The 23,006-nt window shown below is 71.4% G+C and carries 21 protein-coding genes, 1 tRNA gene and 1 other RNA gene; 9 read left to right on the top strand and 14 right to left on the bottom strand.

The features are described from left to right. Positions 1–2 precede the first annotated feature (2 nt). Positions 3–977 carry a cation diffusion facilitator family transporter gene (locus tag CPH93_RS15590; RefSeq protein ID WP_096213197.1) on the bottom strand — a complete coding sequence of 325 codons (975 nt, stop codon included), beginning with the start codon at positions 975–977 and terminating at the stop codon, positions 3–5. A gap of 51 nt (positions 978–1,028) precedes the next feature. On the opposite strand from CPH93_RS15590, the gene CPH93_RS15595 reads away from it, so the two are divergent. Continuing rightward, positions 1,029–1,277 carry a hypothetical protein gene (locus CPH93_RS15595; protein WP_159395004.1) on the top strand — a complete coding sequence of 83 codons (249 nt, stop codon included), beginning with the start codon at positions 1,029–1,031 and terminating at the stop codon, positions 1,275–1,277. 52 nt (positions 1,278–1,329) lie between these two features. Here the strand turns inward: CPH93_RS15595 and CPH93_RS15600 are convergent, their stop codons facing one another. From CPH93_RS15600 to ffs, 10 genes are all read right to left on the bottom strand, one after another. Next, positions 1,330–2,310, bottom strand: a complete 981-nt coding sequence (locus tag CPH93_RS15600; RefSeq protein WP_096215458.1) for an SURF1 family protein — start codon at positions 2,308–2,310, stop codon at positions 1,330–1,332. 159 nt (positions 2,311–2,469) lie between these two features. Then, entirely contained in the window at positions 2,470–4,179 is a 1,710-nt protein-coding gene (locus CPH93_RS15605; protein ID WP_231977353.1) for a hypothetical protein, read from the bottom strand. Beyond that, positions 4,176–4,841, bottom strand: coding sequence for a SigE family RNA polymerase sigma factor (locus CPH93_RS15610; RefSeq protein ID WP_371126785.1), 666 nt, complete (start codon positions 4,839–4,841; stop codon positions 4,176–4,178). The genes CPH93_RS15605 and CPH93_RS15610 overlap by 4 nt, the downstream gene beginning before the upstream one ends. Before the next feature lie 400 nt (positions 4,842–5,241). Then, positions 5,242–6,372, bottom strand: a complete 1,131-nt coding sequence (locus CPH93_RS15615) for an aspartate-semialdehyde dehydrogenase (RefSeq protein WP_096213200.1) — start codon at positions 6,370–6,372, stop codon at positions 5,242–5,244. After that, positions 6,369–7,640, bottom strand: a complete 1,272-nt coding sequence (locus CPH93_RS15620; RefSeq protein WP_093484354.1) for an aspartate kinase — start codon at positions 7,638–7,640, stop codon at positions 6,369–6,371. The genes CPH93_RS15615 and CPH93_RS15620 overlap by 4 nt, the downstream gene beginning before the upstream one ends. 399 nt (positions 7,641–8,039) lie before the next feature. Next, positions 8,040–8,702: a DUF5063 domain-containing protein gene (locus CPH93_RS15625; protein WP_093484353.1), complete on the bottom strand. Its 663-nt coding sequence runs from the start codon at positions 8,700–8,702 to the stop codon at positions 8,040–8,042. Further along, entirely contained in the window at positions 8,695–9,294 is a 600-nt protein-coding gene (gene recR / locus CPH93_RS15630; RefSeq protein WP_006604196.1) for a recombination mediator RecR, read from the bottom strand. The genes CPH93_RS15625 and recR overlap by 8 nt, the downstream gene beginning before the upstream one ends. 51 nt (positions 9,295–9,345) lie before the next feature. Next, on the bottom strand, positions 9,346–9,696 hold the full coding sequence (locus tag CPH93_RS15635) for a YbaB/EbfC family nucleoid-associated protein (RefSeq protein WP_093484352.1): 351 nt from the start codon (positions 9,694–9,696) through the stop codon (positions 9,346–9,348). Positions 9,697–9,855: 159 nt separating this feature from the next. Next, on the bottom strand, positions 9,856–12,345 hold the full coding sequence (locus tag CPH93_RS15640; RefSeq protein ID WP_096213201.1) for a DNA polymerase III subunit gamma and tau: 2,490 nt from the start codon (positions 12,343–12,345) through the stop codon (positions 9,856–9,858). A 45-nt stretch (positions 12,346–12,390) separates the two neighbouring features. Next, positions 12,391–12,489: signal recognition particle sRNA small type (gene ffs, locus CPH93_RS15645), an RNA gene on the bottom strand. Between the two features lie 131 nt (positions 12,490–12,620). Between ffs and CPH93_RS15650 the strand changes: the two genes are divergently transcribed. The 8 genes from CPH93_RS15650 to CPH93_RS15680 all read left to right on the top strand — a co-directional run bounded on the left by CPH93_RS15650 (position 12,621) and on the right by CPH93_RS15680 (position 19,919). Further along, positions 12,621–12,708 (top strand) — tRNA-Ser (locus CPH93_RS15650). 341 nt (positions 12,709–13,049) lie between these two features. After that, complete coding sequence (locus tag CPH93_RS15655; RefSeq protein WP_096213202.1) at positions 13,050–14,180, top strand: hypothetical protein; 1,131 nt, start codon at positions 13,050–13,052, stop codon at positions 14,178–14,180. Positions 14,181–14,430: 250 nt separating this feature from the next. Further along, positions 14,431–15,729, top strand: coding sequence for an erythromycin esterase family protein (locus tag CPH93_RS15660; protein ID WP_096213203.1), 1,299 nt, complete (start codon positions 14,431–14,433; stop codon positions 15,727–15,729). A 604-nt stretch (positions 15,730–16,333) separates the two neighbouring features. Then, on the top strand, positions 16,334–16,468 hold the full coding sequence (locus CPH93_RS35425; protein WP_107452766.1) for a lasso RiPP family leader peptide-containing protein: 135 nt from the start codon (positions 16,334–16,336) through the stop codon (positions 16,466–16,468). 181 nt (positions 16,469–16,649) lie between these two features. Next, the gene (locus tag CPH93_RS15665; RefSeq protein WP_096213204.1) at positions 16,650–18,473 is read left to right on the top strand and encodes a lasso peptide isopeptide bond-forming cyclase; all 1,824 of its coding nucleotides are present in this window, start codon (positions 16,650–16,652) and stop codon (positions 18,471–18,473) included. A 5-nt stretch (positions 18,474–18,478) separates the two neighbouring features. Further along, a complete protein-coding gene (locus CPH93_RS15670) occupies positions 18,479–18,733 on the top strand; it encodes a lasso peptide biosynthesis PqqD family chaperone (RefSeq protein WP_093484347.1) in 255 nt (84 codons plus the stop codon). Then, positions 18,730–19,167, top strand: coding sequence for a lasso peptide biosynthesis B2 protein (locus tag CPH93_RS15675; protein ID WP_173909820.1), 438 nt, complete (start codon positions 18,730–18,732; stop codon positions 19,165–19,167). Before CPH93_RS15670 ends, CPH93_RS15675 begins: the two co-directional genes overlap by 4 nt. Positions 19,168–19,289: 122 nt before the next feature. Next, on the top strand, positions 19,290–19,919 hold the full coding sequence (locus tag CPH93_RS15680; protein WP_093484345.1) for a hypothetical protein: 630 nt from the start codon (positions 19,290–19,292) through the stop codon (positions 19,917–19,919). Between the two features lie 15 nt (positions 19,920–19,934). On the opposite strand, the gene CPH93_RS15685 is transcribed toward CPH93_RS15680, so the two are convergent. The 3 genes from CPH93_RS15685 to CPH93_RS15695 form a co-directional block, all read right to left on the bottom strand. Beyond that, on the bottom strand, positions 19,935–20,450 hold the full coding sequence (locus CPH93_RS15685; protein ID WP_096213206.1) for a Pycsar system effector family protein: 516 nt from the start codon (positions 20,448–20,450) through the stop codon (positions 19,935–19,937). 83 nt (positions 20,451–20,533) lie between these two features. Next, on the bottom strand, positions 20,534–21,838 hold the full coding sequence (locus CPH93_RS15690; RefSeq protein ID WP_096213207.1) for a DUF4407 domain-containing protein: 1,305 nt from the start codon (positions 21,836–21,838) through the stop codon (positions 20,534–20,536). Continuing rightward, positions 21,831–22,883 carry a hypothetical protein gene (locus CPH93_RS15695; protein WP_096213208.1) on the bottom strand — a complete coding sequence of 351 codons (1,053 nt, stop codon included), beginning with the start codon at positions 22,881–22,883 and terminating at the stop codon, positions 21,831–21,833. The genes CPH93_RS15690 and CPH93_RS15695 overlap by 8 nt, the downstream gene beginning before the upstream one ends. Positions 22,884–23,006 lie beyond the last annotated feature (123 nt).

A 23,006-nucleotide genomic window follows, 5' to 3' on the forward strand; every position in this document is an offset into this window, starting at 1 on the left:
GCTCACCGCACCCCATGATGGGCCAACACCGCATGAGGGTCCGTGCCGTCGCTGGTGTGGTCGGTGTGGACGGTCGCGGCGGTGAGCCGGGGTACGGCGTGGATGAGGGCGTGTTCGGCGGCGACGGCGAGTGCATGAGCCTGCACCACGGTCAGACGGGAGTCGACGACGATGTCGGCCTCGGCGCGCAGGGTATGGCCGATCCAGCGCATCCGGACCTGTCCGACGCCGCGGACACCGTCCACGGCACGGAGTGCGCTCTCGGCGGCATCGATCATCTCGGGGTCGACGGAGTCCATCAGCCGCCGGTAGACCTCCCGGGCCGAGTCGCGCAGCACCATGAGGATGGCAGCGGTGATCAGCAGGCCGATGACGGGGTCGGCCGCCCGCCACCCGAGGGCCGCGCCGCCCGCGCCGAGAAGGACGGCAAGCGAGGTGAAGCCGTCGGTACGGGCGTGCAGACCGTCGGCGACGAGCGCGGCCGAGCCGATCCTGCGGCCGGTGCGGATGCGGTAGCGGGCCACCCACTCGTTGCCGAGGAACCCGGCCACGGCGGCCGCCGCCACGGCCCACAGATGGGTGAGCTCGCGGGGGTTCAGCAGCCGGTCCACGGCTTCGTAGCCGGCCAGGGCAGAGGAGGCGGCGATCGTCAGTACGATGGCGATACCCGCGACGTCCTCGGCCCGGCCGTAGCCATAGGTGTAGCGGCGGTTCGCAGCCCGTCTCCCGAGCACGAAGGCGATCCCCAGCGGCGCGGCGGTCAGCGCGTCGGCAGCGTTGTGGATCGTGTCGCCGAGCAGCGCCACCGAGCCCGACAGCATGACGACCACCAGCTGGATCACGCTGGTCAGGCCCAGGATGCCCAGCGAGAGCCACAGCGTGCGCAGGCCCTCGCGGGAGGTCTCCATGGCGGCGTCGACCTTGTCCATGGACGCATGGCTGTGCGGGGTGACCAGGTGCGCGAGCCGGTGGCGCATCCGCGACCAGCGGCGGGAACCATGTGAGGGGTGAGAGGGATGCGGCGGCTCATGCGCCGGCTCGTGACCAAGGTGACGGTCACCGTGCACGTCACCACTGCGGTGACCATGCACGTGATCAGGGCGTTCACCGTGCACGGCATCACGGCAGTCACCGTCCACATGATCAGGGCGTTCACCGCGCACGTGATCACGGTGGCGGGGGTCACGACGCGCGTGCTCATGGCCGTGCGGGTGGGTGTGATTGCCTGCCATACGGCCTACCGTGGCACGGCGACCCGATTGCAGCTACTACCGTGATACGCCCTCTGACCAGGTGCAACATCGTTGCAGCAGCGGCGGGCGCCCGGCCTCAGGCCTGCCCGGCCCGCGCCGCCTCGCCCTGCTCCTCGCCCCGGCCCGCGCTCGGGCCTGCACCCCGGCCGTCAGCCGGGCCGTCCCCCCGGTCAACGTCCCCGGGCACGGACCCAGACACGGACGCGACCACGGCCACTCCCACGCCGTCACCCGCGCCGCCACCCCCATCGTCATCCCCGTCCTCCCCCTCCGGCACGATGCCCAGCGCCGCGTCCTTCGCGGCTTCGGCGTCGCGGCGGAAGAGGCGGAACCACATGAAGACGACGAAGCCCGCGAAGACGAACCACTCGCCGGTGTAGCCGAGGTTCTGGAATGCCTTGAGGTCCAGCCCGCTGCCCTCGGCGGCGGCCGGCGGAACGGCGTGCAGCGGCGCCTGGGGGTCGGTCTGCGTGATCCAGGCGTCGTAGACCTCGTACGGCACGATGTTGACCAGTGACGCCGCACTGATCATGCCGAGCTGTCCCCGCGGCAGCCCGCCGCCGGCCTGCACACCGTCGGTGCCCTGGTTCTCGGAGGCCTGCAGCGCCCCGGTGACCGTCACCTCGCCCTTGGGCGGCGCGGGGACCTTCGCCGTATCGGCCTTCGCGCCGGCGTCGCCGGGCAGCCACCCGCGTACGACCGGGAGCGCCTTGCCGCCGTCCGTACGCAGCAGATCAAGGACGTAGAAACCCTGCCGCTCGCCGTGCTTGTCCTTCAGGGTGCGGGCCGGTACGAGCAGTTGGTGGGCGGTGTCGTAGCGCCCGCGGGCGCTGGCCTGGCGGCCGGAGGTCACCGTGTCGACGGGGAGCAGGCGCTCCAGCGGACGGGCCGCCGCGGCCTTGGCGCGGGCGGAGCGGTCCTCTTGCTGCTGGTGGGACTGGACGCGGTCCTCGAAACGGCTCAGCTGCCAGCTCCCCATGAAGATGCAGAGCGGAATCGCCAGTACGGCGAAGACGTTGATCCCCCACCACCGCGGGGTCAGCAGGAACCGGTACACGCCCATAACGGTACGGGGCCCACCCGGCCGGGCAGCACCGCCCCCTCCACACCGGGCCCCGGCACCGAGGCCTGGCCCCCGGCACCCGCCTCACACCACAGACAGCCCGAACCGCACCACCCTCGGAACCGCCCCCGCCCCCACCGACGAACCGGCCGCCTACCGCCGAACCGCCAACGCCTCCGTCCGATACACCGTCCCCGCGCACGCGTCCGCGACCTTGGCGTCGGCCGCGGTGGGCTCGCCGGCCTCCGGGGTGTGGCTGAGGACGATGCCGCCGGCCGCGGCTCCGCTGTCGCCGGTGCCCGTGTCGCCGCCCGCCTGGCCGCCTCCGTCGCCCGCTGCCGTGGCCCCGGCGTCCGGGGACTGGCCGGGGTCCTTGGTGGGTTCGGGGGTCGGCGAGGGGCCGGGGTTGACGCAGCCGCTGGTGCCGCCGCCGGACTGCGGGATCCAGGCGAACTTGACCTCGTACGACTCCCCCGGCTTGAGAACCAGCTGGTCAGGGGTGGTGGCCGGGTCGGGCAGGCCGGTGGCTTCGTCGCCGGAGGTGTGGTCGACGACATGGATGCGGTCGGGGTTCGTGGCGCCCTGGGCGACCACGCCGACGGTGCCGCCGCCCTCCACCGAGCAGGCGGCGCTGGAGGTGTTGACGACCCGGAACGCGCCGTAGACGCGGCCCGCGGAGTCCGCCGCGCCGACCGTGCTGGTGCCCTTGCCGAGCTGTTCGCGCCCGCAGACCGGTGAGGTGACGTCCATGGTCTCGTCCGGCGCGGGGGTGCCGGCGCCCGCGCCGTGGCCCGCGCCGTTCTTGCCCGTGGCCCGGCCCTTGCCGCTGGGCAGGCCCGAACCCGGCTTCCCGCCGATCCTGCCGGACGGCGGGGGTCCGGCCTGCTCGGTGCCCTCGCCGTGGGTGCCCTCGGTGCTGCCCTGGGTCTGCTGGCTGCTCGCCGTATTGGCGGGCCGCTCCTCGGAGCTGTCGGCGAGGTTGGCCACATGGACCATGGCGGGGATGGACGTACCGCCGAGCAGCAGCGCGGCCGCCGCGCCCACCACGGCATGGCGACGGCGCTGCCGGCGGGCGGGCACGGCACGGCGCAGCTGTTCCAGTGCATCCGGCGCGGGTTCGAGGTTGCCGACCCGGGACTGCAGCAACCGCCGCAGGTCGTCCTCGCCGCCGAAGCCGCCGGTGGGGTGGCCGCGGCCGGGGCCCTCGCCGGAGCCGCCGCCGGTCCCGCCGCCGAAGGCGCCGCCGCCGTACGCCGCGCTGTCGTAGGCATGCGTGTGGTCGCCGTCGTAGCCACGGCTGCCGTGGCCGTCGTAGGCGTGACCGTCGTCGCCGTCGTACGGGCGCCTGCGCTCTTCGTCGTACGCGGAGTGGTCGGTCCCGGCGCCGGTGTCTGCGGTGTCCTGTGTGCCGGCCCCGGCAGCGGTGTCAGCCGTGCCCTGTGCGCCGGCCGCGACACCGATGTCATCGCTGTTGCCGGAGTTTTGGCCGGAATTCGCGCCTGGCCCGCACGGGGCGCCACGCCGGCCGTCCTCGGGCCCGCCGCCCCCGGGGCCCTGTGCCGTACGCGCCGCGCACAGTCCGCGCACCGTCTCGCCGGGCCTGCCACGCGCACCGGTCACGCGCCCCGGGCCGTGCCACCCCTCCGCACCGGGTGCGCCAGAGCCCCGGGCCTCGTCACGGGAGCCGTACGGAGCGCCAGGAGGCCGGGCCTCGGCCGGGGCGGGCAGGTCGGGATGGGGAGCGCGATGGTGCATCGAATCGGTCGGCGAAGTGCCGGGATTTTTCAGGGTGAGCGGGGTGGGCGCCTCGTGCGCGCCGCGCGAGGCGAACGGGTCGTGCCGGCCAGACGTCGTGCCCTTCATGCCGGAGCCTCCATCGCGACGCGGAGCGCCGCGATGCCCCGCGAACCGTAGGCCTTGACGGAGCCGAGCGATATGCCCAGCGTCTCTGCCACTTGCGCCTCGGTCATATCGGCGAAATAGCGCAGCACCAGCACCTCACGCTGCCGGCGCTGCAGACCGCGCATCGCCTGGATCAGCTGGTCCCGCTCCAGCAGGTCGTACGCGCCCTCCTCGGCACTCGCCATGTCGGGCATCGGCTTGGAGAGCAGCTTGAGCCCGAGGATGCGGCGACGCAGCGCGGAGCGCGAGAGGTTGACGACGGTCTGCCGGAGATAGGCGAGGGTCTTCTCGGGCTCCCGCACCCGTCCGCGTGCGGAGTGCACGCGGATGAAGGCCTCCTGGACGACGTCCTCGCAGGAGGCGGTGTCGTCGAGGAGCAGCGCGGCGAGCCCGAGCAGGGAGCGGTAGTGCGCGCGATAGGTCTCGGTGAGGTGGTCGACCGTGGTGCCCGCTGCCATCGCGTCGTCAGAGTCCCCGCGTTGCGGAGGAATCTGGGCGGGACGGGTGGTGGGCCAGGGAGCGATCACCGGCATGCTCCCGGCCGCACGGGAACGCGGCGGGCACACTGCTGCGCCGGCCGCTGCGCCCGCTGGGGCGATGGTGAAACCGAGTACCTCTGCCACGCCTGTTGGACACGCTTCCCCCCACAAGGGTTGTACGCGCAAGGCACCGCTTTTGACGATGCATCAAATGCCCTCATGCGTACCAGCTCTTCCCGAATGCCCTAATTACCCCGACGCGAATGCCCCGCCATCCGGGGACTCACTCTGCAGCCCGTGGATCCCCCGGACCACCCCTGAAGGCGGCCACAAAGACGCTCCCCGCCCAACTGCCGGTTGCAGTGTGGCGGGGAGCGAATGGTCGAACAGATCGTCAGCCCAGATCAAGAGGTGAGGACTGGCGATTCGCTCACAGGATCTTCACACGCCCCACAAAGTATCTCCCAGGCGGTCGGCGCACGGCGCCCGATCCCGCCAAGTCGCGTACGCCACAGGCCCCTAGGCTCCGCGAGCCCGCACCCCTCTACCTCCGGGACTCCCGCCCCCGCAGCTCCGCCGCCACCAGCTCCGCGACCTGCGCGGTGTTCAGCGCCGCTCCCTTGCGCAGATTGTCGCCGCACACGAACAGCTCCAGCGCCCGCGGATCGTCCAGCGAACGGCGCACCCGCCCGACCCAGGTCGGATCCGTACCGACGACATCGGACGGGGTGGGGTACTCGTCCTCGGCCGGCTCGTCGCACAGGACCACTCCGGGCGCCGCGGCCAGGATCTCGTGTGCGCCGGCGACCGTGACCTCGTTCTCGAAGCGGGCGTGCACGGACAGCGAGTGGGTCGTGATCACCGGCACCCGTACGCAGGTCGCGGTGACCGGCAGGTCCGGCAGCCCGAGGATCTTGCGGGACTCGTTGCGGATCTTGAGTTCCTCGGAGGACCAGCCGTCCTCCTGGAGCGAGCCGGCCCAGGGCACCACATTGAGCGCGATCGGCGCCGGGAACGGCCCCAGCGTGCCCCCGGCGGCCCGCCGCACATCGCCGGGCGTGGTCCCCAGTTCCGTACCGGACACCGCGGACAGCTGCCCCCGCAAGGTGTCGATGCCGGCCTTCCCCGCTCCGGAAACGGCCTGGTAGGAGGAGACGATCAGCTCGCTCAGCCCGTACTCGGCATGCAGCGCCCCGAGCGCGACGATCATCGAGAGCGTCGTGCAGTTCGGGTTGGCGATGATGCCGCGCGGGCGCACCCGCGCCGTATGTGCATTGACCTCGGGGACGACCAGCGGCACGTCCGGGTCCATCCGGAACGCGCCGGAGTTGTCCACGACCACCGCGCCCTTGGCCGCGGCGACCGGCGCCCAGCGCGCGGAGACCTCGTCGGGGACGTCGAACATCGCGACGTCGATACCGTCGAAGGCCTCCTCGCTCAGCGCGACGACCTCGACCTCCGCACCTCGGACGGTCAGCTTGCGGCCGGCCGAGCGGGGCGAGGCGATCAGCCGGATCTCGCCCCAGATGTCGGCCCGCTCGGAGAGGATGCCCAGCAGAACGCCGCCGACGGCGCCCGTGGCACCGACGACGGCGAGCTGCGGCCGGGCGGCCGGGCGGGCGTCCGCCCCCGCCGTGTCAGCGTGGGACGGACGGCCCGCCTCGGCCGGAATCATCGCCCGGTGCCGCCATAGACCACGGCTTCATCACTGTCGGTGTCGAGACCGAAAGCGGTGTGGACGGCGCGCACGGCCTCGTTCACGTCATCGGCGCGGGTGACCACCGAGATGCGGATCTCGGAGGTCGAGATGAGCTCGATGTTCACGCCCGCGTTCGACAGCGCCTCGAAGAAGGTCGCCGTGACGCCCGGGTTGGTCTTCATCCCCGCGCCGACGAGCGAGATCTTGGCGATCTGGTCGTCGTAGCGCAGCGAGTCGAAGCCGACCGCCGCACGGGTCTTCTCCAGGGCCGCGACGGCCTTGCGGCCCTCCGTCTTGGGCAGCGTGAAGGAGATGTCGGTCAGACCGGTCGACGCGGCGGACACGTTCTGCACGACCATGTCGATGTTGACCTCGGAGTCCGCGATCGCACGGAAGATGCGCGCGGCCTCGCCCGGCTTGTCCGGGACTCCGACGACCGTGACCTTCGCCTCGGAGGTGTCATGTGCGACGCCCGAGATGATTGCCTGCTCCATCGGCTGGTCCCCTTGCGGTTCGTTGCTGACCCACGTGCCCTGCAGCCCCGAGAAGGACGAGCGGACGTGGATCGGGATGTTGTAACGGCGTGCGTACTCGACGCAGCGGTGCAGCAGCACCTTGGAGCCGGAGCTGGCCAGCTCCAGCATGTCCTCGAAGGAGATCCAGTCGATCTTCCGGGCCTTCTTCACGACCCGCGGGTCGGAGGTGAAGACACCGTCCACATCGGTGTAGATCTCACAGACGTCGGCGTCCAGGGCGGCCGCCAGCGCGACGGCGGTCGTGTCCGACCCGCCGCGCCCCAGCGTCGTGATGTCCTTCTTGTCCTGGGACACGCCCTGGAAGCCGGCGACGATGGCGATATTGCCCTCGTCGACGGAGGTCTTGATCCGGCCCGGCGTGACATCGATGATCCGTGCCTTGTTGTGCACGGAGTCGGTGATGACACCGGCCTGGCTACCGGTGAAGGACTGCGCCTCGTGACCGAGGTTTTTGATCGCCATCGCCAGCAGGGCCATGGAGATCCGCTCTCCGGCGGTCAGCAGCATGTCGAACTCGCGCCCCGACGGAATCGGGGACACTTCCTGCGCGAGATCGATCAGCTCGTCCGTCGTGTCGCCCATCGCCGAAACCACTACGACAACCTGGTTGCCGTTCTTCTTGGCCTCGACGACTCGCTTGGCAACGCGCTTGATGCCCTCGGCATCCGCAACGGATGAGCCGCCGTACTTCTGCACGACAAGGCCCACGTGCGCTCCTCGCAACTGTCTCATCGGGAGTTTCCTCCCGGACCCCCGGAAATGGGGGTACTGCGGTCGGCTCAGTCTAACGAGCAAGCGGAATCCGCCCTGCTGATATCGCATCGTGAGACACGCGACTCACTGTTTGACCACCGTGATCGCCTTGATCACCATGGCCACCTGAACTCGTGAGTTCCGCGTCCCGCGGGCGGTATCCACACGGCGCACCGTTGCGCCTGCTCGGCGAGCACATGCCCGCTCCAGGCCGGTACACACGAAAACGTAACCCAGCTCACAGGCTCCGGCCACGGCGCGAGGCATCACGGGGCAGCTGGCGTCAGGCGCCTCGTGCGCCCCGGCGGCGGGCGACGGCCGGGTCGTGCCCGGCCGCGGCGGCCGCCCCCGGGCTCAGCTTCCCCGCAGCCCCAGCGGCGCCGCGATCTCCGCCGCCATGACCTTCCCGGCCTCCTCGGCGAGCTGCTCCTCGTCGCCGGTGACGTCGCTGTCGGTGTCCAGGCCGTCCAGCTCGACCAGCGGCTGGTCGAGGCGTACGTGGGCGACCAGCGACTGCAGCGCGCGCAGTGCGGCCGAGGCGGTCGGGCCCCAGTTGGAGAGGTAGGAGAACTGCCACCACCACAGGGCCTCGCTGACCCGGCCCGCCCGGTAGTGCGCCAGGCCGTGGCGCAGATCGGTGATGATGTCGGCCAGGTCGTCGGAGATCCGGCTGGCGACCGGCTCGCTGCGCGGCACATACGGGTCGAAGACCTCGGAATAGACGTCCACCGGGTCGAGCAGGGTCGCAAAGCGCTCGCGCAGCTCGTCGACGTCCGGTTCCGGGCCGGTGTCCGTCTCGTACCGCTCGTCGGGGACGAAGTCCTCGTGGGCGCCCAGACGGCCGCCGGTGAGCAGCAGCTGGGAGATCTCCAGCAGCAGGAAGGGCACCGCACTGTCCGGCTCGTCGCCCTTGGCGACCTCGGTCACCGCGACGATGAAACTCTCGATCGAGTCGGAGATCGATACGGCGAAGTCGTCCGGGTCCTGTGTCGCGTTGTGCAGCGTGGCATCAGACATCGAGAAGTCTCCTCCCTTCGAAGGCCCGCCCGAGCGTGACCTCATCTGCGTACTCCAGATCGCCCCCGACCGGCAGTCCGCTCGCCAGTCGCGTCACTCTCAGGCCCATGGGTTTGATCATGCGGGCCAGATAGGTGGCCGTGGCCTCGCCCTCCAGATTCGGGTCGGTGGCCAAAATCAGCTCGGTGACGGTGCCGTCCGCGAGCCTGGCCAGCAGTTCCCTGATCCGCAGGTCGTCGGGGCCCACGCCCTCGATCGGGCTGATCGCCCCACCGAGGACGTGGTAGCGACCGCGGAACTCGCGCGTCCGCTCGATCGCCACGACGTCCTTGGGCTCCTCCACGACGCAGATGACCGCCGGATCGCGCCTCGGATCCAGGCAGACCCGGCACTGCTCCTCCTGCGCCACGTTGCCGCAGACGCTGCAGAACCGGACCTTCGCCTTGACCTCCATCAGCGCGTTCGCGAGCCGGCGGACATCGGTCGGCTCGGCCTGAAGAATGTGGAAGGCGATCCGCTGCGCGCTCTTGGGACCGACGCCGGGCAGCCTGCCCAGCTCGTCGATCAGGTCCTGGACCACGCCTTCATACACGGAACGTCTTCTTTCTCTTCTGCCGTGCTGCGTACGCTAGTTGGCTACTCCTCAGAAGGGGAGACCCGGGATTCCGCCACCGCCCAGACCCTGGGCGAGCGGACCGAGCTTCTGCTGCTGCAGCTGCTGGGCGCTGGCGTTGGCGTCCCGGACCGCCGCCAGGACGAGGTCGGCGATCGTCTCGGCCGTCTCCTCCGCGGAGTCGGTGTCGACCGCCTTGGGGTCGATGACCAGGCCCGTGAGTTCACCGGAGCCGGTCACCGTGGCCTTGACCAGGCCGCCGCCCGCGGAACCCTCGACGGGTGTCTCCGCGAGCTCCTGCTGGGCGGCCGCGAGATCCTGCTGCATCTTCTGGGCCTGCTGAAGCAGCTGCTGCATATTGGGCTGACCACCGGGGATCACGACGTGACTCCTGCCATACGACAACGATTGGTGCGGTAGCCCGAGCCTACGTGTTTCACGGGCCCCGCGCCCTACGCCGTAGGGAGGAGCACGGGTGTACGCCCGGTGGACATCCGCTGACCTGCTTTGCGGCCCGCCCGGGGCGCTTGTGGGCGCCGTCTACTCGTTGTTGAACTCTTCCAGCACCGTCGCGCCGAGCTCGCGGACGATCAGGTCGTGACCGCTGAGCGCGGAGTCGACGAGATCGGCGTCGTCCTCGGCCGGCATGTCGTACTCGATCGACGTCGGCGGGGGCTCCGGCGGCGTGTACGAGGGCTCCGCCACGGGCCCGCCCTGGGCGCCGCCCGCGGACGCCGCCGGCGACACGGCCTCCCGGGCCATCCGCGCGCCCTGGCTGCCGCCACCGCCGGACCCTTCGCCGCCCGCTCCGTACCGGCCCCCGGACGACGGGGGCGCGGCCGGGCCGCTCTGCTGGGGCGGCGGCTGCGGGGCGCCCTGCTGGGGTGCGGCGGGGGCTCCGCCGCCGAAGCCGCCACCGCCACTACGGGGGGCACCGCCGGCCGGCGGACTGGCGCCGCCCGACGGGTCGACGATCGCCTCGACCCGCCACTGCACCTGGAACCGCTCGGCCAGCACGTCCTTGAGGACGTCCTCGCTTCCGCCGTTGGCGAAGCTGTCGCGGGCGCCGGCATTGGGGAAGCCGATCTGCAGCGTCGTGCCGTCGAAGCCGGAGACCTGGGCGTTCTGGCTCAGCAGGATCCAGGTGAAGCGCCGGCGGTCCTTCACCGCTTCCAGGATGTCCGGCCACATCTGCCGTACCTGAGCGGCACCCTGCGCCGCTCCCGGGGCCGTACCGGCGGCCTGCGGGGGCTGCGGCGATGCGGGCGCGGGCGGGCCGGCCGGGGGTCCGGACGGGGCGGGGGGCGCGGACGGGGCGGGCGCGGAGGGGGCGGGCGCGCCGCCCTGCCCCGGTGCCACGGCCGTGGGCCAGCCGCCGGGCTGCCGTCCGGCGCCCCCGCCGGCCGCTCCGCTTCCGCTGTCGGCGCCGTTGGCCCTGCTCGTGCTGCCCGGCCAGGCCCCGGGCCGGGCCGCCGCACCGGCACCCGCGCTGCCGCCGTCCTGCCCAGGGGGCTGCTGCGCCTCCGCCGGGGCGCCCTGCGGCGCCCCCGCGCCTCCGCCGTGCTGCTCCCCGCCAGGCCCGGCCCCCGGGCCGCCAGACGCCCCCGTTCCTGCCGTCTGCGCCCCCGGAGCGGCCGGGGCGGGGGCACCGCCGCCCTGGCCGGCGCTCGTCGCGCCCCGCACCGCGGCTCGCGCCGCGGCCGGACCGGACGGGCCTCCGGCCGGCATCGCCGGATGAGCCTCCGGCCCCGGGACATAGCCCGCTGCCGGCCCGCCACCGGATGCCACCACCGGCGCGGCCCCGGGCCCGAGCTCTCCCCCGGAGCCCGCACCGCCGCCCGTGCCGCCGGCCCCGCCCAGCAGCGCAGCACCCGCGCCGCGCTCCAGGCGGTCCAGCCGCGCCTGCACCGACCGCTCGTCGTCGTACGCCGCCGGCAGCAGCACCCGCGCGCAGATCAGCTCCAGCTGCAGCCGCGGCGAGGTCGCCCCGCGCATCTCCGTCAGGCCCGTATTGACCAGGTCGGCGGCCCGGCTCAGCTCCGCCGCCCCGAAGACGGACGCCTGCGCCGTCATCCGCTCCACCACATCGGCGGGGGCATCGATCAGCCCCTTCTCCCCCGCGTCCGGCACGGCCGCCAGAATCACCAGATCCCGCAGCCGCTCCAGCAGATCCGCCACGAAGCGCCGGGGGTCGTTGCCGCCCTCGATGACCCGGTCCACGACCTCGAAGGCCGCCGCGCCGTCCCCCGCGGCGAAGGCCTCCACGATCGAATCCAGCAGCGATCCGTCGGTGTAGCCCAGCAGCGCCGTCGCCATGGCATATGTCACACCGTCCGCACCGGCGCCGGCGAGCAGCTGGTCCATCACGGACATCGAGTCCCGCACCGACCCGGCGCCGGCCCGCACCACCAGCGGCAGCACCCCGTCCTCGACCGGGATGTCCTCCCGGCCGCACACCTCTGCCAGGTACTCCCGCAGCGTCCCCGGCGGCACCAGCCGGAACGGGTAGTGATGCGTACGCGACCGGATCGTCCCGATGACCTTCTCGGGCTCGGTGGTCGCGAAGATGAACTTCAGATGCTCCGGCGGCTCCTCGACGACCTTGAGCAGGGCGTTGAAGCCCGCCGAGGTCACCATGTGCGCCTCGTCGATGATGTAGATCTTGTACCGGCTGCTGGCCGGCCCGAAGAACGCCTTCTCGCGCAGCTCACGGGCGTCGTCGACGCCACCGTGCGACGCCGCGTCGATCTCGATCACATCGATCGAGCCCCGGCCGTTCCTGGCCAGGTCCACACACGACTGGCACGTCCCGCAGGGGGTGGGAGTGGGACCTTGCTCACAGTTGAGGCAGCGCGCCAGGATCCGCGCACTCGTCGTCTTGCCGCAACCACGCGGCCCACTGAACAGATAGGCGTGATTGACCCGATTGTTCCGCAATGCCTGCTGCAGCGGATCGGTCACGTGCTCTTGCCCGATGACCTCGGCGAAGGTCTCGGGCCGGTAGCGGCGGTACAGCGCAAGGGACGACACGCATACGACGATATCGGGCCCCACTGACAACCGACCGGCCCCACAAACGCAAGCGCCCCCCACGCACCCGCCAGAGCCGACCTACCCTTGCTGCCTTCCGGCCCTGGGGGAGTTCAGTCAGATAGCGCCACGTGAGGGGCTGCGCACCACACTAGCTGATTCCCCGCCCGAGAAACGACCCGTACCCCCTCCCCCGACCCACTCCACCCTCTCCCGGACCCCCTCCTCCGGATCATGTTCGCGAGCACTCCCCAACGTCTTGTATTGTTTGCGGCGGAGGATTCGCCTAGTGGCCTAGGGCGCACGCTTGGAAAGCGTGTTGGGGGCAACCCCTCACGAGTTCGAATCTCGTATCCTCCGCCAGTGCCTCACCGGGCACAACGTCGAAGGGCCCCACCGCTTGCGGTGGGGCCCTTCGCGGTTCTCCGCCCCGGTTCTCGTCCGCGTTCTCGTCTCAGTCGGCCTCCGGGGTGGCGCCCAGAGAGCGTCTCCGATCTTCCGCACGACTTTCCGGAGCATCGGCATCGGACCCGTGATGCGCATGGCACCGAGCCGGGCCACGCCCCCCAGGGTCGGGAGCGCAGGCCTGGCGCGTTCACTACAACCTTCCGACGCCGTAGCCGGTCTGGCTCGTCGTCCAGCTGCGCTCCGGCCTGTACGAAGGCCACTTGCGCAGAACTCTTCCCGCGGAGGATCGCTCACCGATGCTTGCCCGTCGCCTGTTACGCACCGCGGCCGCTGCCGCACTGACTCTTGCCGCTGCCCTGGTTCCTGCGGACGGGGCCGGGGCGGCCGGCGCAGCCCCCCGCTGGGAGGTCTCGTTCCCCGGAGACAGCCCCGGGTCCCTGTTGTCGGTCTCCGCCGTACATGACGACCTGGCCTGGGCGGTCGGCCGGAAGGCGCAGCACGGCGTCATCATGCGCTGGGACGGGAAGAAGTGGCGCGAGGACGCTGCCCCCGGGCTTCCCCGGGTTCAGGAGTGGTCGTCGGTCAGCGCGGTGTCCGCCGACGACGTCTGGGCTTACGGCCTGGCGGGCAGGGGGCAGGCGCTCGTGCACTACGACGGCAAGCGCTGGACCCGGGTGCCCACCACTGGCCCCTTCGACGACTCCTGGCCCGAGGTCTCGATCAAGGCCGTCCCCGGGCGGCTCTTCAAGGGCGGCAAGTCCCTGTACACGTATGCCAAGGGCACCTGGAAGACCTTCGCGCTGCCGCACCTCGTCGACATCCGGGACATTGACGCGCTGGCCGCGGATGATGCCTATGCGACGGGCATGCAGTACCCGGTGGACGGCGGCCACCCGGTGATCTACCACTGGGACGGGACCACCTGGACACTGATGGAGACACCCCCGGTGCGGACCGGTACGGACACCGCCAAGATCACCGTGGCATCCCGGGGGAGCGTCTACGTGGCCGGGTGGGCCCAAGGCTCCCACGGTGGCCCGCCCGTTCCGAGCGTCGTGCACTGGAACGGCAGCGCCTGGAAAGACGTCACCGGATCGCTCGCCGACCTCTGGCTCACGGAGATCGAATCCGACGGCCACGGCGGCCTGTGGGTCACCGGCACCGACCGGACCGAGCCGGTCACGGCCGCTCCGGTCTTCTGGCATTACGACGGCACCGGTTGGACCAAGATGCCGGGAGCACTGGCACCCGACGGCGACCACGAGTCTCCGCGTTACGCCTTCTACGACATGGAACCGAGCGGCAGTTCGGGTGCTTACTGGGCCGTGGGGGACTACTCCATGCCGATGACCAAAGAGAGCGATACACCGATCAACGGCCTGATCGAGCGGTCCACGCCACACCCGCCGGCGGCGACCCACAAGTGACGGGCCCACCAGGGCAATCGAAGCAGTTGTGGCTGGATTTAATCGCCTGCGTGGGAAGGGGCGGCGGCTCTACGCTGCGGTCATGGCAGTAGGCAGCAAATTCCTCTGACGAGGTTCATCGACAGGCGTAGCACGCCGGTGGCCGAGGGGCCCGGCGTCGATTGCGCGTATGCAGCGTCGCGTTGTTGCTCGTCCGTTGTGCGGACGAGCAACGTTCCTGAACCTCTTTACGCACGAAGTGAGCCTTCCCATGCCTGATCAGCCTTCTTCCCGCGGCGTGCTCGCCGACTGGTTTCGCGGGCACGCCGCCACACTGAACACCCTTGATCCGCACCAGCCCATGGACGATCTTGAGCCGCTCCGGGAGATCGTCGGCAGCGCCCGCGTCGTCGCCGTGGGCGAGAACGCCCACTTCGTCGAGGAGTTCTCCCGCCCGCGCCAGCGGGTGCTGCGATTCCTCGCCGAGCGTTGCGGATTCACCGTCCTCGCCCTCGAATTCGGCTTCAGCGAAGCCTTCCGGCTCGAACCGTGGCTGCAGGGCGAGGGGGACGACGCCGGGCTGGCGAAGGTGAGTGCGGCCGCGGCCGATTGGGGTGCCGCAGACCTCATGCACTGGCTGCGCCATCACAACCGCACCAGCGGCCATCCCTTCCGCTTTGCCGGCATCGACGTTCCCGAAGCCGGCGGGCAACTACGGCCCGCGCTGGATCCGGTGGCCGACTATCTGCACGAGGTCGACCCTGACGCCTTGCCCCTCCTGGATACGGTCCTGGAGATCAGCGATCGCTTCCTCGACGGATCCGGGTCCGGCGCCGCGGCGGCGCCTGCGTGGGCGCGCCTTGACCCCGCCGAGCAGAACGCGCTGACCGCCGCGCTGGCGCGGCTGCTGTTGCGGCTACGGGGCGCCGAACCGCTCTACGTCCGCCGAAGCAGCCAACGCCGCTTCGACATCGCCCGGCGCCGGGTGGAAGCGGCGTGCCACACCGACTACATGTTCCATGCGATGGCCGCCCTGCTCTCCGGCCGAGGATCGGGTGCCGACCTGTCGGTGCGCGAGATATACATGGCCGAATCGGTGCGCTGGCACCTGGATCGCGCCGCACCAGGAACCCGCATGGCGCTCGTGTCGCACAATGCCCACATCCAGAAGACGCCTGCGTCGTTCGGCGGCGCCCTCACCGCGCTGCCCATGGGCCACCACCTCCAGCGGATGCTCGGCGAGGACTACTGCTCGGTGGCCGTCACCCACACCACGGATCATGTGCCGGAGATGTATCCCGATGAAAGCGCCAGAGTCGGCTTCACCCTGGCCGACGCTCAGCTGGAGCCGGCTGAGTTCGGCAGCGTCGAGGCCGCGCTCATCGACGCGGGTCTCGGTGACGGGATCACACTGACCGACCTGCGCCGGTCGCCGCGCGACGCCCATGGGGTGCCGCTGCTCAACCGGATCCGGAGCCAGAGTTCCAGCCTGTGCGCCCCGATCCCCGAGGCATTCGATGCCGTGCTCGCCGTCCCGACAGTTACCCGGGATCGAACGGTGCGCTTCTGACCGTTCCCGTCTCCCATTCCGACGTCCCTGATTCCCGGAATTCCTGGAGTGGGCTGCCGGTAAACCATCGAACGGGCTTTCCGGGGGTTCCCGTTCGATGGTTGCCCTTCCTTTCGGCCTGGAGGCCGGTCGGGGATTTTCCAGGAGGGCGCGCACGGGACTGACGCCACCTGGGCGGGAGAGAATGGCCTGAGGGTCAGGGGCTGGGGAGTTAAGGGGCTGGCGTCTGTGGCTTGTGGCCTGAGGCGTGTGTCCCGCCACTTGCGTTCTGGGCGTGAACTGTGCTGACGCCGTCGGGCAGTTGGGCGACCGGCCGTCCTTGCTGCGACGGGCGCCCGGCCGGTTGCCCTGCCTGTGACGTCCGGGTCGGCACGCACGCGCCGACACATCGTTCACTCACGTGGGGTAGCTCGGCCCCGGGTAGGGATCTTTTTTCCATCTTCCGTTTTGTGGGTGGCGGATACAGGGAGCAGGTTTTCTTGCGAACTCGCTGTATTCCACTGGGCGGTGAGTGTGATTCATGCCACAGAGGCGGTGATCGGGCCGGTGCTAGGTTCCGTTGTCAGCAAGTCCGTATTGCTGATGGCAAAAATCGGAGGTTGCAATGACCGAGCAGTCCGAGCAGACACCCACGGAATACATTCCGCCGATGCTCGTCGAGGTCGGCGAGTTCACCGAAGACACGTTGGGCAACTGGCACGGCACGTCGCCCGACTGGTTCTTCAACTACTACTGGTAAATCGTCCCGCCAGTAGTAACTGACCGACGGGGGAACCGGGCCTGCCTGTGCGGAGCCCGGTCTCCTTCTCCATTCATGAGGGCTCTGGCCTGCCGCCGCGTCGAGGCACTCGGTGCCTCCCGCCGGTGCGCGCTTCGGCCAGGGGACCGGCGGGGGGATGGCGAAGTTGAGTACTGGGTTTGTGGTCCTGCCGGACACCGCGGACGGCGCGGAGATCCGGGCGCTCGTACCGTTCGCGCATGCCCGAGTGATCGCGCACGCCTCCGGACGGCCGTGGCTGGTCGGCGAGTGGTCCCACGGTCAGGTGAGGGTGGCCTCGGCGGGTCCGGTACGTCTGGCCGTGAGCGGCACGTGTCCGGTCACCGACGACGGGCTGGCACGGATTGCCGCCCGTATCTCCCGGCTGTCCGACGTGGACCGGGCCGTTCCCGCGCTGCTGGGGTCCTGCCACGTCGTGGCATCGGTGGACGGGCACGTCCGGTTCCAGGGCAGCGCCTCCGGGCTGCGTCGCGTCTTCCACACCCGGGTGAACGGGGTGCGGGTCGCCGCGGACCGGTCCGATGTGCTCGCGGCGATGACCGGTGCCGGGGTGGACGAGGAAACGCTGGCGCTGCACGTCGCATGCGGTTTGCAGGTGCCCTTTCCGGCCAACGCGCGCAGCGCGTGGTCGGGCATCGGCACGCTCGCGCCGGAGAACTGTCTGCTGTGGGAGGACGACCGGGACCGGGAAGCGGTGTGGTGGCGCCCGCCTGAGCCGGACCGTTCGTTGAGGGAGGGGACGGCGGCCGTACGGGACACCCTGACCGCCGTGGTGGACCGACGAGCGCCTGGCGAAGGCCGGTTGAGTGCGGATCTGTCCGGCGGGCTGGATTCGACGTCGCTGTGTTTTCTGGCGGCCCGGCACACCCCGGAGCTGCTGACTTTCCGCTGGGGCGAGGCCGACGCGGGCAATGACGACGCGGTCTACGCGGGGCAGGCGGCGCGGCTGCTCGACCGTGCCGAGCACCTCGTCGTGCCGCAGCACGAACTCCCCGACATCTTCGCCGACCCCGCCATCGCGGTGTCCGCCGAGGAGCCCCTGTCGCTGACGCGCGCGACGGCCCGGATCCGCCGGGGCGCCCGGCTGCTCGCGGACCGCGGCTCGCGCCGGCATCTGGCCGGGCACGGCGGCGACGAGTTGTTCTCCCCGATGCCGTCCTATCTGCATCAGTTGATGCGCCGTCATCCGGTGACGGCGCTCAAGCACGTACGGGCGCACTGCGCGCTGAAGCGCTGGCCGCTGAGGGCGACGCTCGGCGAGCTCGCGCAGCCGGGAAGTCTCCCCGCGTGGTGGCGGGAGCAGGCCGGGCTGCTGACCGAGCCCCGGCCGCCGCTGCGGCGCCCGGCGCTGGGCTGGGGTCTGGGGCCCGTACGTGCGGCGCCCTGGATGACCCCCGAGGGCGTCGAGCTGGCGCGGGAGGCACTGCGCCGGACCGCCGACCAGGCGCAGCCGCTCGCCGAGGACCTCGCCACCCACACGATGGTGCTCATGATCCGCTCCAACACGGCCAGTTACCGGTTGCTGGCGCGGCTGTACGCCGAGTCCGGTGTGGAGCTGGACATGCCGTATCTGGACGACACCGTGATCGACGCGGTGCTCCGGGTACCGGCGCACGAGCACGCCGGACCGTGGCGGTACAAGCCCCTGCTGGCCGATGCGATGCACGGCATCGTGCCGGACGGGATCCGGGCGCGGACCACCAAGGGCGAGTTCGGCGAGGACATCAGAAGGGGGCTGCGCCGCAACCTGCCCGCCATCCTGGACCTCTTCGCCGATTCCGAGCTGGCCGCCCGCGGCCTGATCGACACCGGCGCGCTCCGGCTGCGGCTGGGCGGGCCGCAGCCGGACAACACCACCGCCCAGGCGCTGGAGAGCCTGCTCGGCTGCGAGACCTGGCTGCGCACCACGTCCGGCCCCGGCACCCTTCCCCGTGCCGGCAACGGCACCGTCCCCTCGGAGGTCTGATCCGTATGCGGCTCCATCCCGACGTCTCCATGACGGACACCGACGACGGCACGGTGCTGCTGCATCAGCGCACCGGCCGCTATTGGCAGCTCAACGTCACCGGCAGCCGCGTACTGCACCGCCTGCTGGACGGGGACACCCCCGAGAGCATCGCCGACGGCCTCGCCGCCGCGCACGGCATCGACCCGCAGCGGGCCCGGCAGGATGTCGGCGCCGTGATCGAGCAACTGCGCACCGCCGAGCTGACGGTGGCCTCATGAGCCAGTCCATGGCACTGGACCAGCGGGCCCGGCTCCCGCTGCTGCGCCGCCTGCTGCCGCTGCTGGCCGTCGGCGCCGCCCGGCCGCTCGCCCGCCTCAAGCCCGCGCGGCTGCGCGCCGTGCTCGAATTCGCCCGCCGTGGTGCGGCGCCGGCAGATGCCGGACAGGCGCAGCGGGCGCGCGACCAGGTGGTCGCGGTGAGCCTGCGCTGTGCGGGGCAGAACTGTCTGCAGCGGTCGCTCGCCACCGCCCTGCTGTGCCGGGCCCGCGGGGTGTGGCCGACGTGGTGCACCGGCGTACGGACGCACCCCTTCGCCGCCCACGCCTGGGTCGAGGCCGAGGGCCGGCTGATCGGCGAGCCGCACCCCGAGGGCTATTACAAGCCGCTGCTGACCGTCCCGCCCCGCACCGGAGCCGGCGCCGGGGACCGCTGAGCGCCGGCAGCCGCCGATGCCGTCGGCGGCCGCCCGGACGTACCCGTTCCGTCCGCAACGATCGATCGAAGGGCTGATCTCGTGCACCCTCTCCCTCTCCCCCGGCAGGAGGTGGCCGCCCGATGACCACCGTGCACACGGACGGAGCGCCCCGCCCCGCGGCCGGCGCCCTCCGCCTCGTCGAGAGCCGCACCACCCGCCCCACGACGGTGGACTTCGCGGAGTACGTGCAGGCGATGTCCGTCCACTGCCCGTATCTCGCCCCTTCCGTGGAGCACGGGCTGACGGGGTGGACGGTGTACGAGGCGGCCGGGGAAGCGCCGGAGGTCGAGGCGGAGGTGTTCCACGCGGGGGTGCGGGCCGCGGAGTGGGTCCGGACCCAGCTGAACGGGCCCCGCGGTGCGCTGGTCTGCGAGAACATCGCGGTCATCGGCGCCGGCCGGGAGGTGCTGGCGTGGCCGCACTGGGCCCTGAAGAACCTCTACGGCCCCGTCGGGGTGATGTTCGGGAAGTTCCCGGTGGGCGATCAGGTCACCGACCACCGCGGCCGCCTCGTCCCGGAGCCGCCGGTCTCCTTCCTCGCCGTGCGGGTCGCCGTACGGGCCCGCGATCCACTGTTCCTGAGCCGGACGCCGGACCTCGCCGCCCTCGTGGCGGAAGCGGCGGACGACGGGCGGGACGTCTTCGGGGAGCTCTCGCACGAGTGGAAGGACGTGAAGCTGTGGGCGCAGCGCCGGCTGCCGCAGCGGTGATCCTCGCCGGCGCGCTCAGAGCGACGACCCCGTCAGCAGTCCCAGCGACGTGAGCACGACGAATACGGCTCCCCAGGCCATGCCGTGGCGTATGCAGCGGTACTTGACCCACACCGTGCGGGACAGCGTCACGAACTGGTTCAGGTCCCGGTCCTCCGGATCGGTCCGTTGGACGACGGCAGCCAGCCGCCGGACGGAGGCCGTGACGGTCGCGTCCCCGAAGTAGTGCGCACGCCGCCGCTGGGGCGTACCGGGGCGTGGTGCCACGGCCAGTCCGAGCAGCACGAGAGCCGGCACCCACGCCGCGCAGCCGGTCCAGAAGAGCGCCTGCGGCACCGGGGCGTAGAGCTGTGGGGTGATGCCGCCGGCGCTGATCGCGCCGAGGAGTGCGGTCAGCGCGACCCCCAGCGCGGTCAGCATCATGCCCGCCTTGCTGTCCGCCTTCTGTAGTTCCTCCCGGGTCTCGGTGATCAAGGTGCGGATGAGTGCTCCGCCGTGGCCGGCCGTCGCGTCTCCCCTGTGGGTGGTCATGCCTGCTCCCTCCGTGGGACACCGAGGAGGCCGCCCCGGGCGAGGCCAGGGCGGCCGTACTCCTTCTCCGTACTCGGTCGCGGTCAGACTCCCGAGGTGTTCCGGAGTTCCTGCTCCAGTCCGTTCACCGCCTTACGGAGCCGGATGTTCACCGTCGCCACGAGCTCGCGGTGGGCCGCCTCGGACTCGGCGCGGCTGCGCCGGACCTCCTGCTCGATGGCTTCCTGGGCGATTTCGATGTCTGCCATGGCGCGGCGCTCGGTGAGCCGCACCTGCTCACCGTGGATCTTGACGGCGCTGTTGCTCTCGCTGGTGAGCATCCGGTCGTAGGCGCTCTCCCCGCTCAGGAACTTCACCAGCACCGGAAGCGCGTCCAGGAGCACGAAGAGCGCCCGGACCAGCCATATGCCGGCGAACAGCACCGTGTTCTTGCCCGCGAGGCCGTCCAGCGCCCCCATCCGCTCCAGTACGCCGATCTCCTTCTGCTTCGCCCGCTCCTTGGCGAGGCGCCGCTCGATGCCCGCGGCACGGGCCTGCAGGAAGGTGCCGCGCGAGGCCGTCACCTTGCCCTCCATCGCCGCGATGCGGCCGTGCATCGCGGCCAGCCGCCGCTCGTTCTCCCCGGTGCGGTGGGTGCTCCGGTAGTCCTTCGCCTTCTCCCGCATCCGCAGGCACTCGGACGTCCGCGAGTACAGCCCCGTGGAGGCGATCCGGATCAGCCGCCGGCACTCGTTGCGCACCTCGCCGTCGAGGGTGTCCAGCGCGTCGTTGTCCTGGTCCACCCGCTTCTGGAGGGCGCCGGACTCCGCGCGCAGGGCGGAGAGTTCGTCGGACTGTCCGCCGGGGGTGGCCCCGAAGGACAGCACGTACCGGCCGCACCCCGCGGGCGACGAGGCCTCGGTCGCGGACGGCACGGGGTTGCAGCGCAGCAGGTTGCCGCGCAGCTGGTCGAGGTCGGTGTTCCGCTCGCCGGCGATGCGCTCCTCGACGGCCGTGGCGAAGATGCGCAGCACCAGCGGCTCGGCGACCACGGCCCCGAGCACCAACGCGATCAGCAGGCGCAGCAGCAGCGGCCCGGCACGACGCCGGGCGTTCGGCTGCGGGGTGACCAGCCAGCGGTCCAGGTTGAGGATGAAGAGCATCCAGATCACGGTCGGGATCACGGCCAGCAGCGACACCCTGCCCAGTGCCTCGGTCGCGAAGTTCCACATGGAGAACGCCGCGATGACGGAGGTGCCGAGCACCACGCCGCCGAGCGCGGTGTACCTGCTCCGTTCGTACCCGACCTTGGCGAGGAGGTCCTCGTCGACGCCGGTCAGGGCGCGCAGCCGCCGTGCGGGGTCGAGTCGCGCGAAAGCGTCCCGGTAGGGGGTCGGGGAGTCAGTCAACGAGATCGTCCTCGTCCTGCACGAAGCCGTCCTGCGGGCGGCCGGCGCCACTGTTCAGCCGCCGGGGCGCCTCGGATCCGGGGCTCTGCGGACCCGGGCCCACCGCCGGGACGCCCGGGCCGCCGCCGTCCCTCAGTACCTGTTCGAGCACCTGGTGGTAGTCGACGTAGTCCTCGGCCGCCCCCATCTGCCGCAGCAGGGTGAGCACCATGTCGCGCCGCATCTGCGCTTCCGCGGTCTCGCGGGCGCGGGCGTGCGCCCGGTCCTCGTCGGCGGCCCGGTGGCGCCGGGACGCGTCCTCGTCCGTGGTCCGGTGGATCCGTGCCGCGGCCTGGGCCACGTCGATGCGGTTCCTGGCGATCCCGAAGGCGTCCGCGTAGTCGGACCCCTGCGAGAGCAGTTCGGCGATCCGCTGGGTGTCCTGGGTCTCGAAGTCACGCTGGCCGCGGCGGAGTTCCTGCGAGCGGCGTTCGTCGCGCATTTTCTGCTCCCAGGTCCGCAGGTCGTCCGAGGCGTGGACCTCGGCACTGACGAACTCGACGCTCATCCCGGCGACCCGCGGCGCCACGATCGCGCTGTATGCGGTCATACGGTGACTCACCTCGCGGCGCACCGCGTTGACCTCTTCCACGCGGTGGCCGGCGCTCACCCTCGGCAGCTCGCTGTCGCCCGCCAGATAGGCCCGCAGCGGCACGGTCACATCGATGATGCCCTGGCGGGCGACGACCGTGGGGTCGGTGACCTGGCAGGCGAAGGAGGCACGGAGCGTGAAGTGGTCGGCCTCGCTCACGGAGGGGACGGTGCGGTCGACCTCGACCATGCGTGCCCTGGTGTCCACCAGGCTGACCGAGGACGCGTCGAGCACATCGGCGTGGGAGGGGTCGAACACCATGCCCTCGGGGAACTGGCGGTAGTTGCCGCCGACCCTGAAGACGTAGACCGCGCCGGGCGGCAGCGGGGGGACATCATCGCGGCGACGGCGCCGCGACCACCAGTTGCCCTGGACGGTGCCCAGCACATGCTCGGCGACTACCGGGTAGTTCACTTGCTTCAGCCTCCTTGGAGGGAAGGGACAGGGACAGGTAGGGAGGGGGGAGGGGCTGGCTCATCGGCCGTTGGCCAGGGCGTGCGGTCGGCTCGTCGGCCGTCGGCCAGGCCCGTCTTCGGG

Origin of the sequence: Streptomyces sp. 2323.1, from assembly GCF_900221035.1 — a bacterium.
GTDB classification, from domain to species: Bacteria; Actinomycetota; Actinomycetes; order Streptomycetales; family Streptomycetaceae; genus Streptomyces; species Streptomyces sioyaensis.

What these genes read in the sequence shown, in the direction of transcription:
- CPH93_RS15590 (WP_096213197.1), bottom strand. Translation starts at nt 977, where the DNA reads ATGCGCCACCGGCTCGCGCACCTGGTCACCCCGCACAGCCATGCGTCC.
- CPH93_RS15595 (WP_159395004.1), top strand. Translation starts at nt 1,029, where the DNA reads ATGCGCCGGCTCGTGACCAAGGTGACGGTCACCGTGCACGTCACCACT.
- CPH93_RS15605 (WP_231977353.1), bottom strand. Translation starts at nt 4,179, where the DNA reads ATGAAGGGCACGACGTCTGGCCGGCACGACCCGTTCGCCTCGCGCGGC.
- CPH93_RS15615 (WP_096213200.1), bottom strand. Translation starts at nt 6,372, where the DNA reads ATGATTCCGGCCGAGGCGGGCCGTCCGTCCCACGCTGACACGGCGGGG.
- CPH93_RS15625 (WP_093484353.1), bottom strand. Translation starts at nt 8,702, where the DNA reads ATGTCTGATGCCACGCTGCACAACGCGACACAGGACCCGGACGACTTC.
- CPH93_RS15655 (WP_096213202.1), top strand. Translation starts at nt 13,050, where the DNA reads ATGCTTGCCCGTCGCCTGTTACGCACCGCGGCCGCTGCCGCACTGACT.
- CPH93_RS15660 (WP_096213203.1), top strand. Translation starts at nt 14,431, where the DNA reads ATGCCTGATCAGCCTTCTTCCCGCGGCGTGCTCGCCGACTGGTTTCGC.
- CPH93_RS35425 (WP_107452766.1), top strand. Translation starts at nt 16,334, where the DNA reads ATGACCGAGCAGTCCGAGCAGACACCCACGGAATACATTCCGCCGATG.
- CPH93_RS15670 (WP_093484347.1), top strand. Translation starts at nt 18,479, where the DNA reads ATGCGGCTCCATCCCGACGTCTCCATGACGGACACCGACGACGGCACG.
- CPH93_RS15675 (WP_173909820.1), top strand. Translation starts at nt 18,730, where the DNA reads ATGAGCCAGTCCATGGCACTGGACCAGCGGGCCCGGCTCCCGCTGCTG.
- CPH93_RS15680 (WP_093484345.1), top strand. Translation starts at nt 19,290, where the DNA reads ATGACCACCGTGCACACGGACGGAGCGCCCCGCCCCGCGGCCGGCGCC.
- CPH93_RS15685 (WP_096213206.1), bottom strand. Translation starts at nt 20,450, where the DNA reads ATGACCACCCACAGGGGAGACGCGACGGCCGGCCACGGCGGAGCACTC.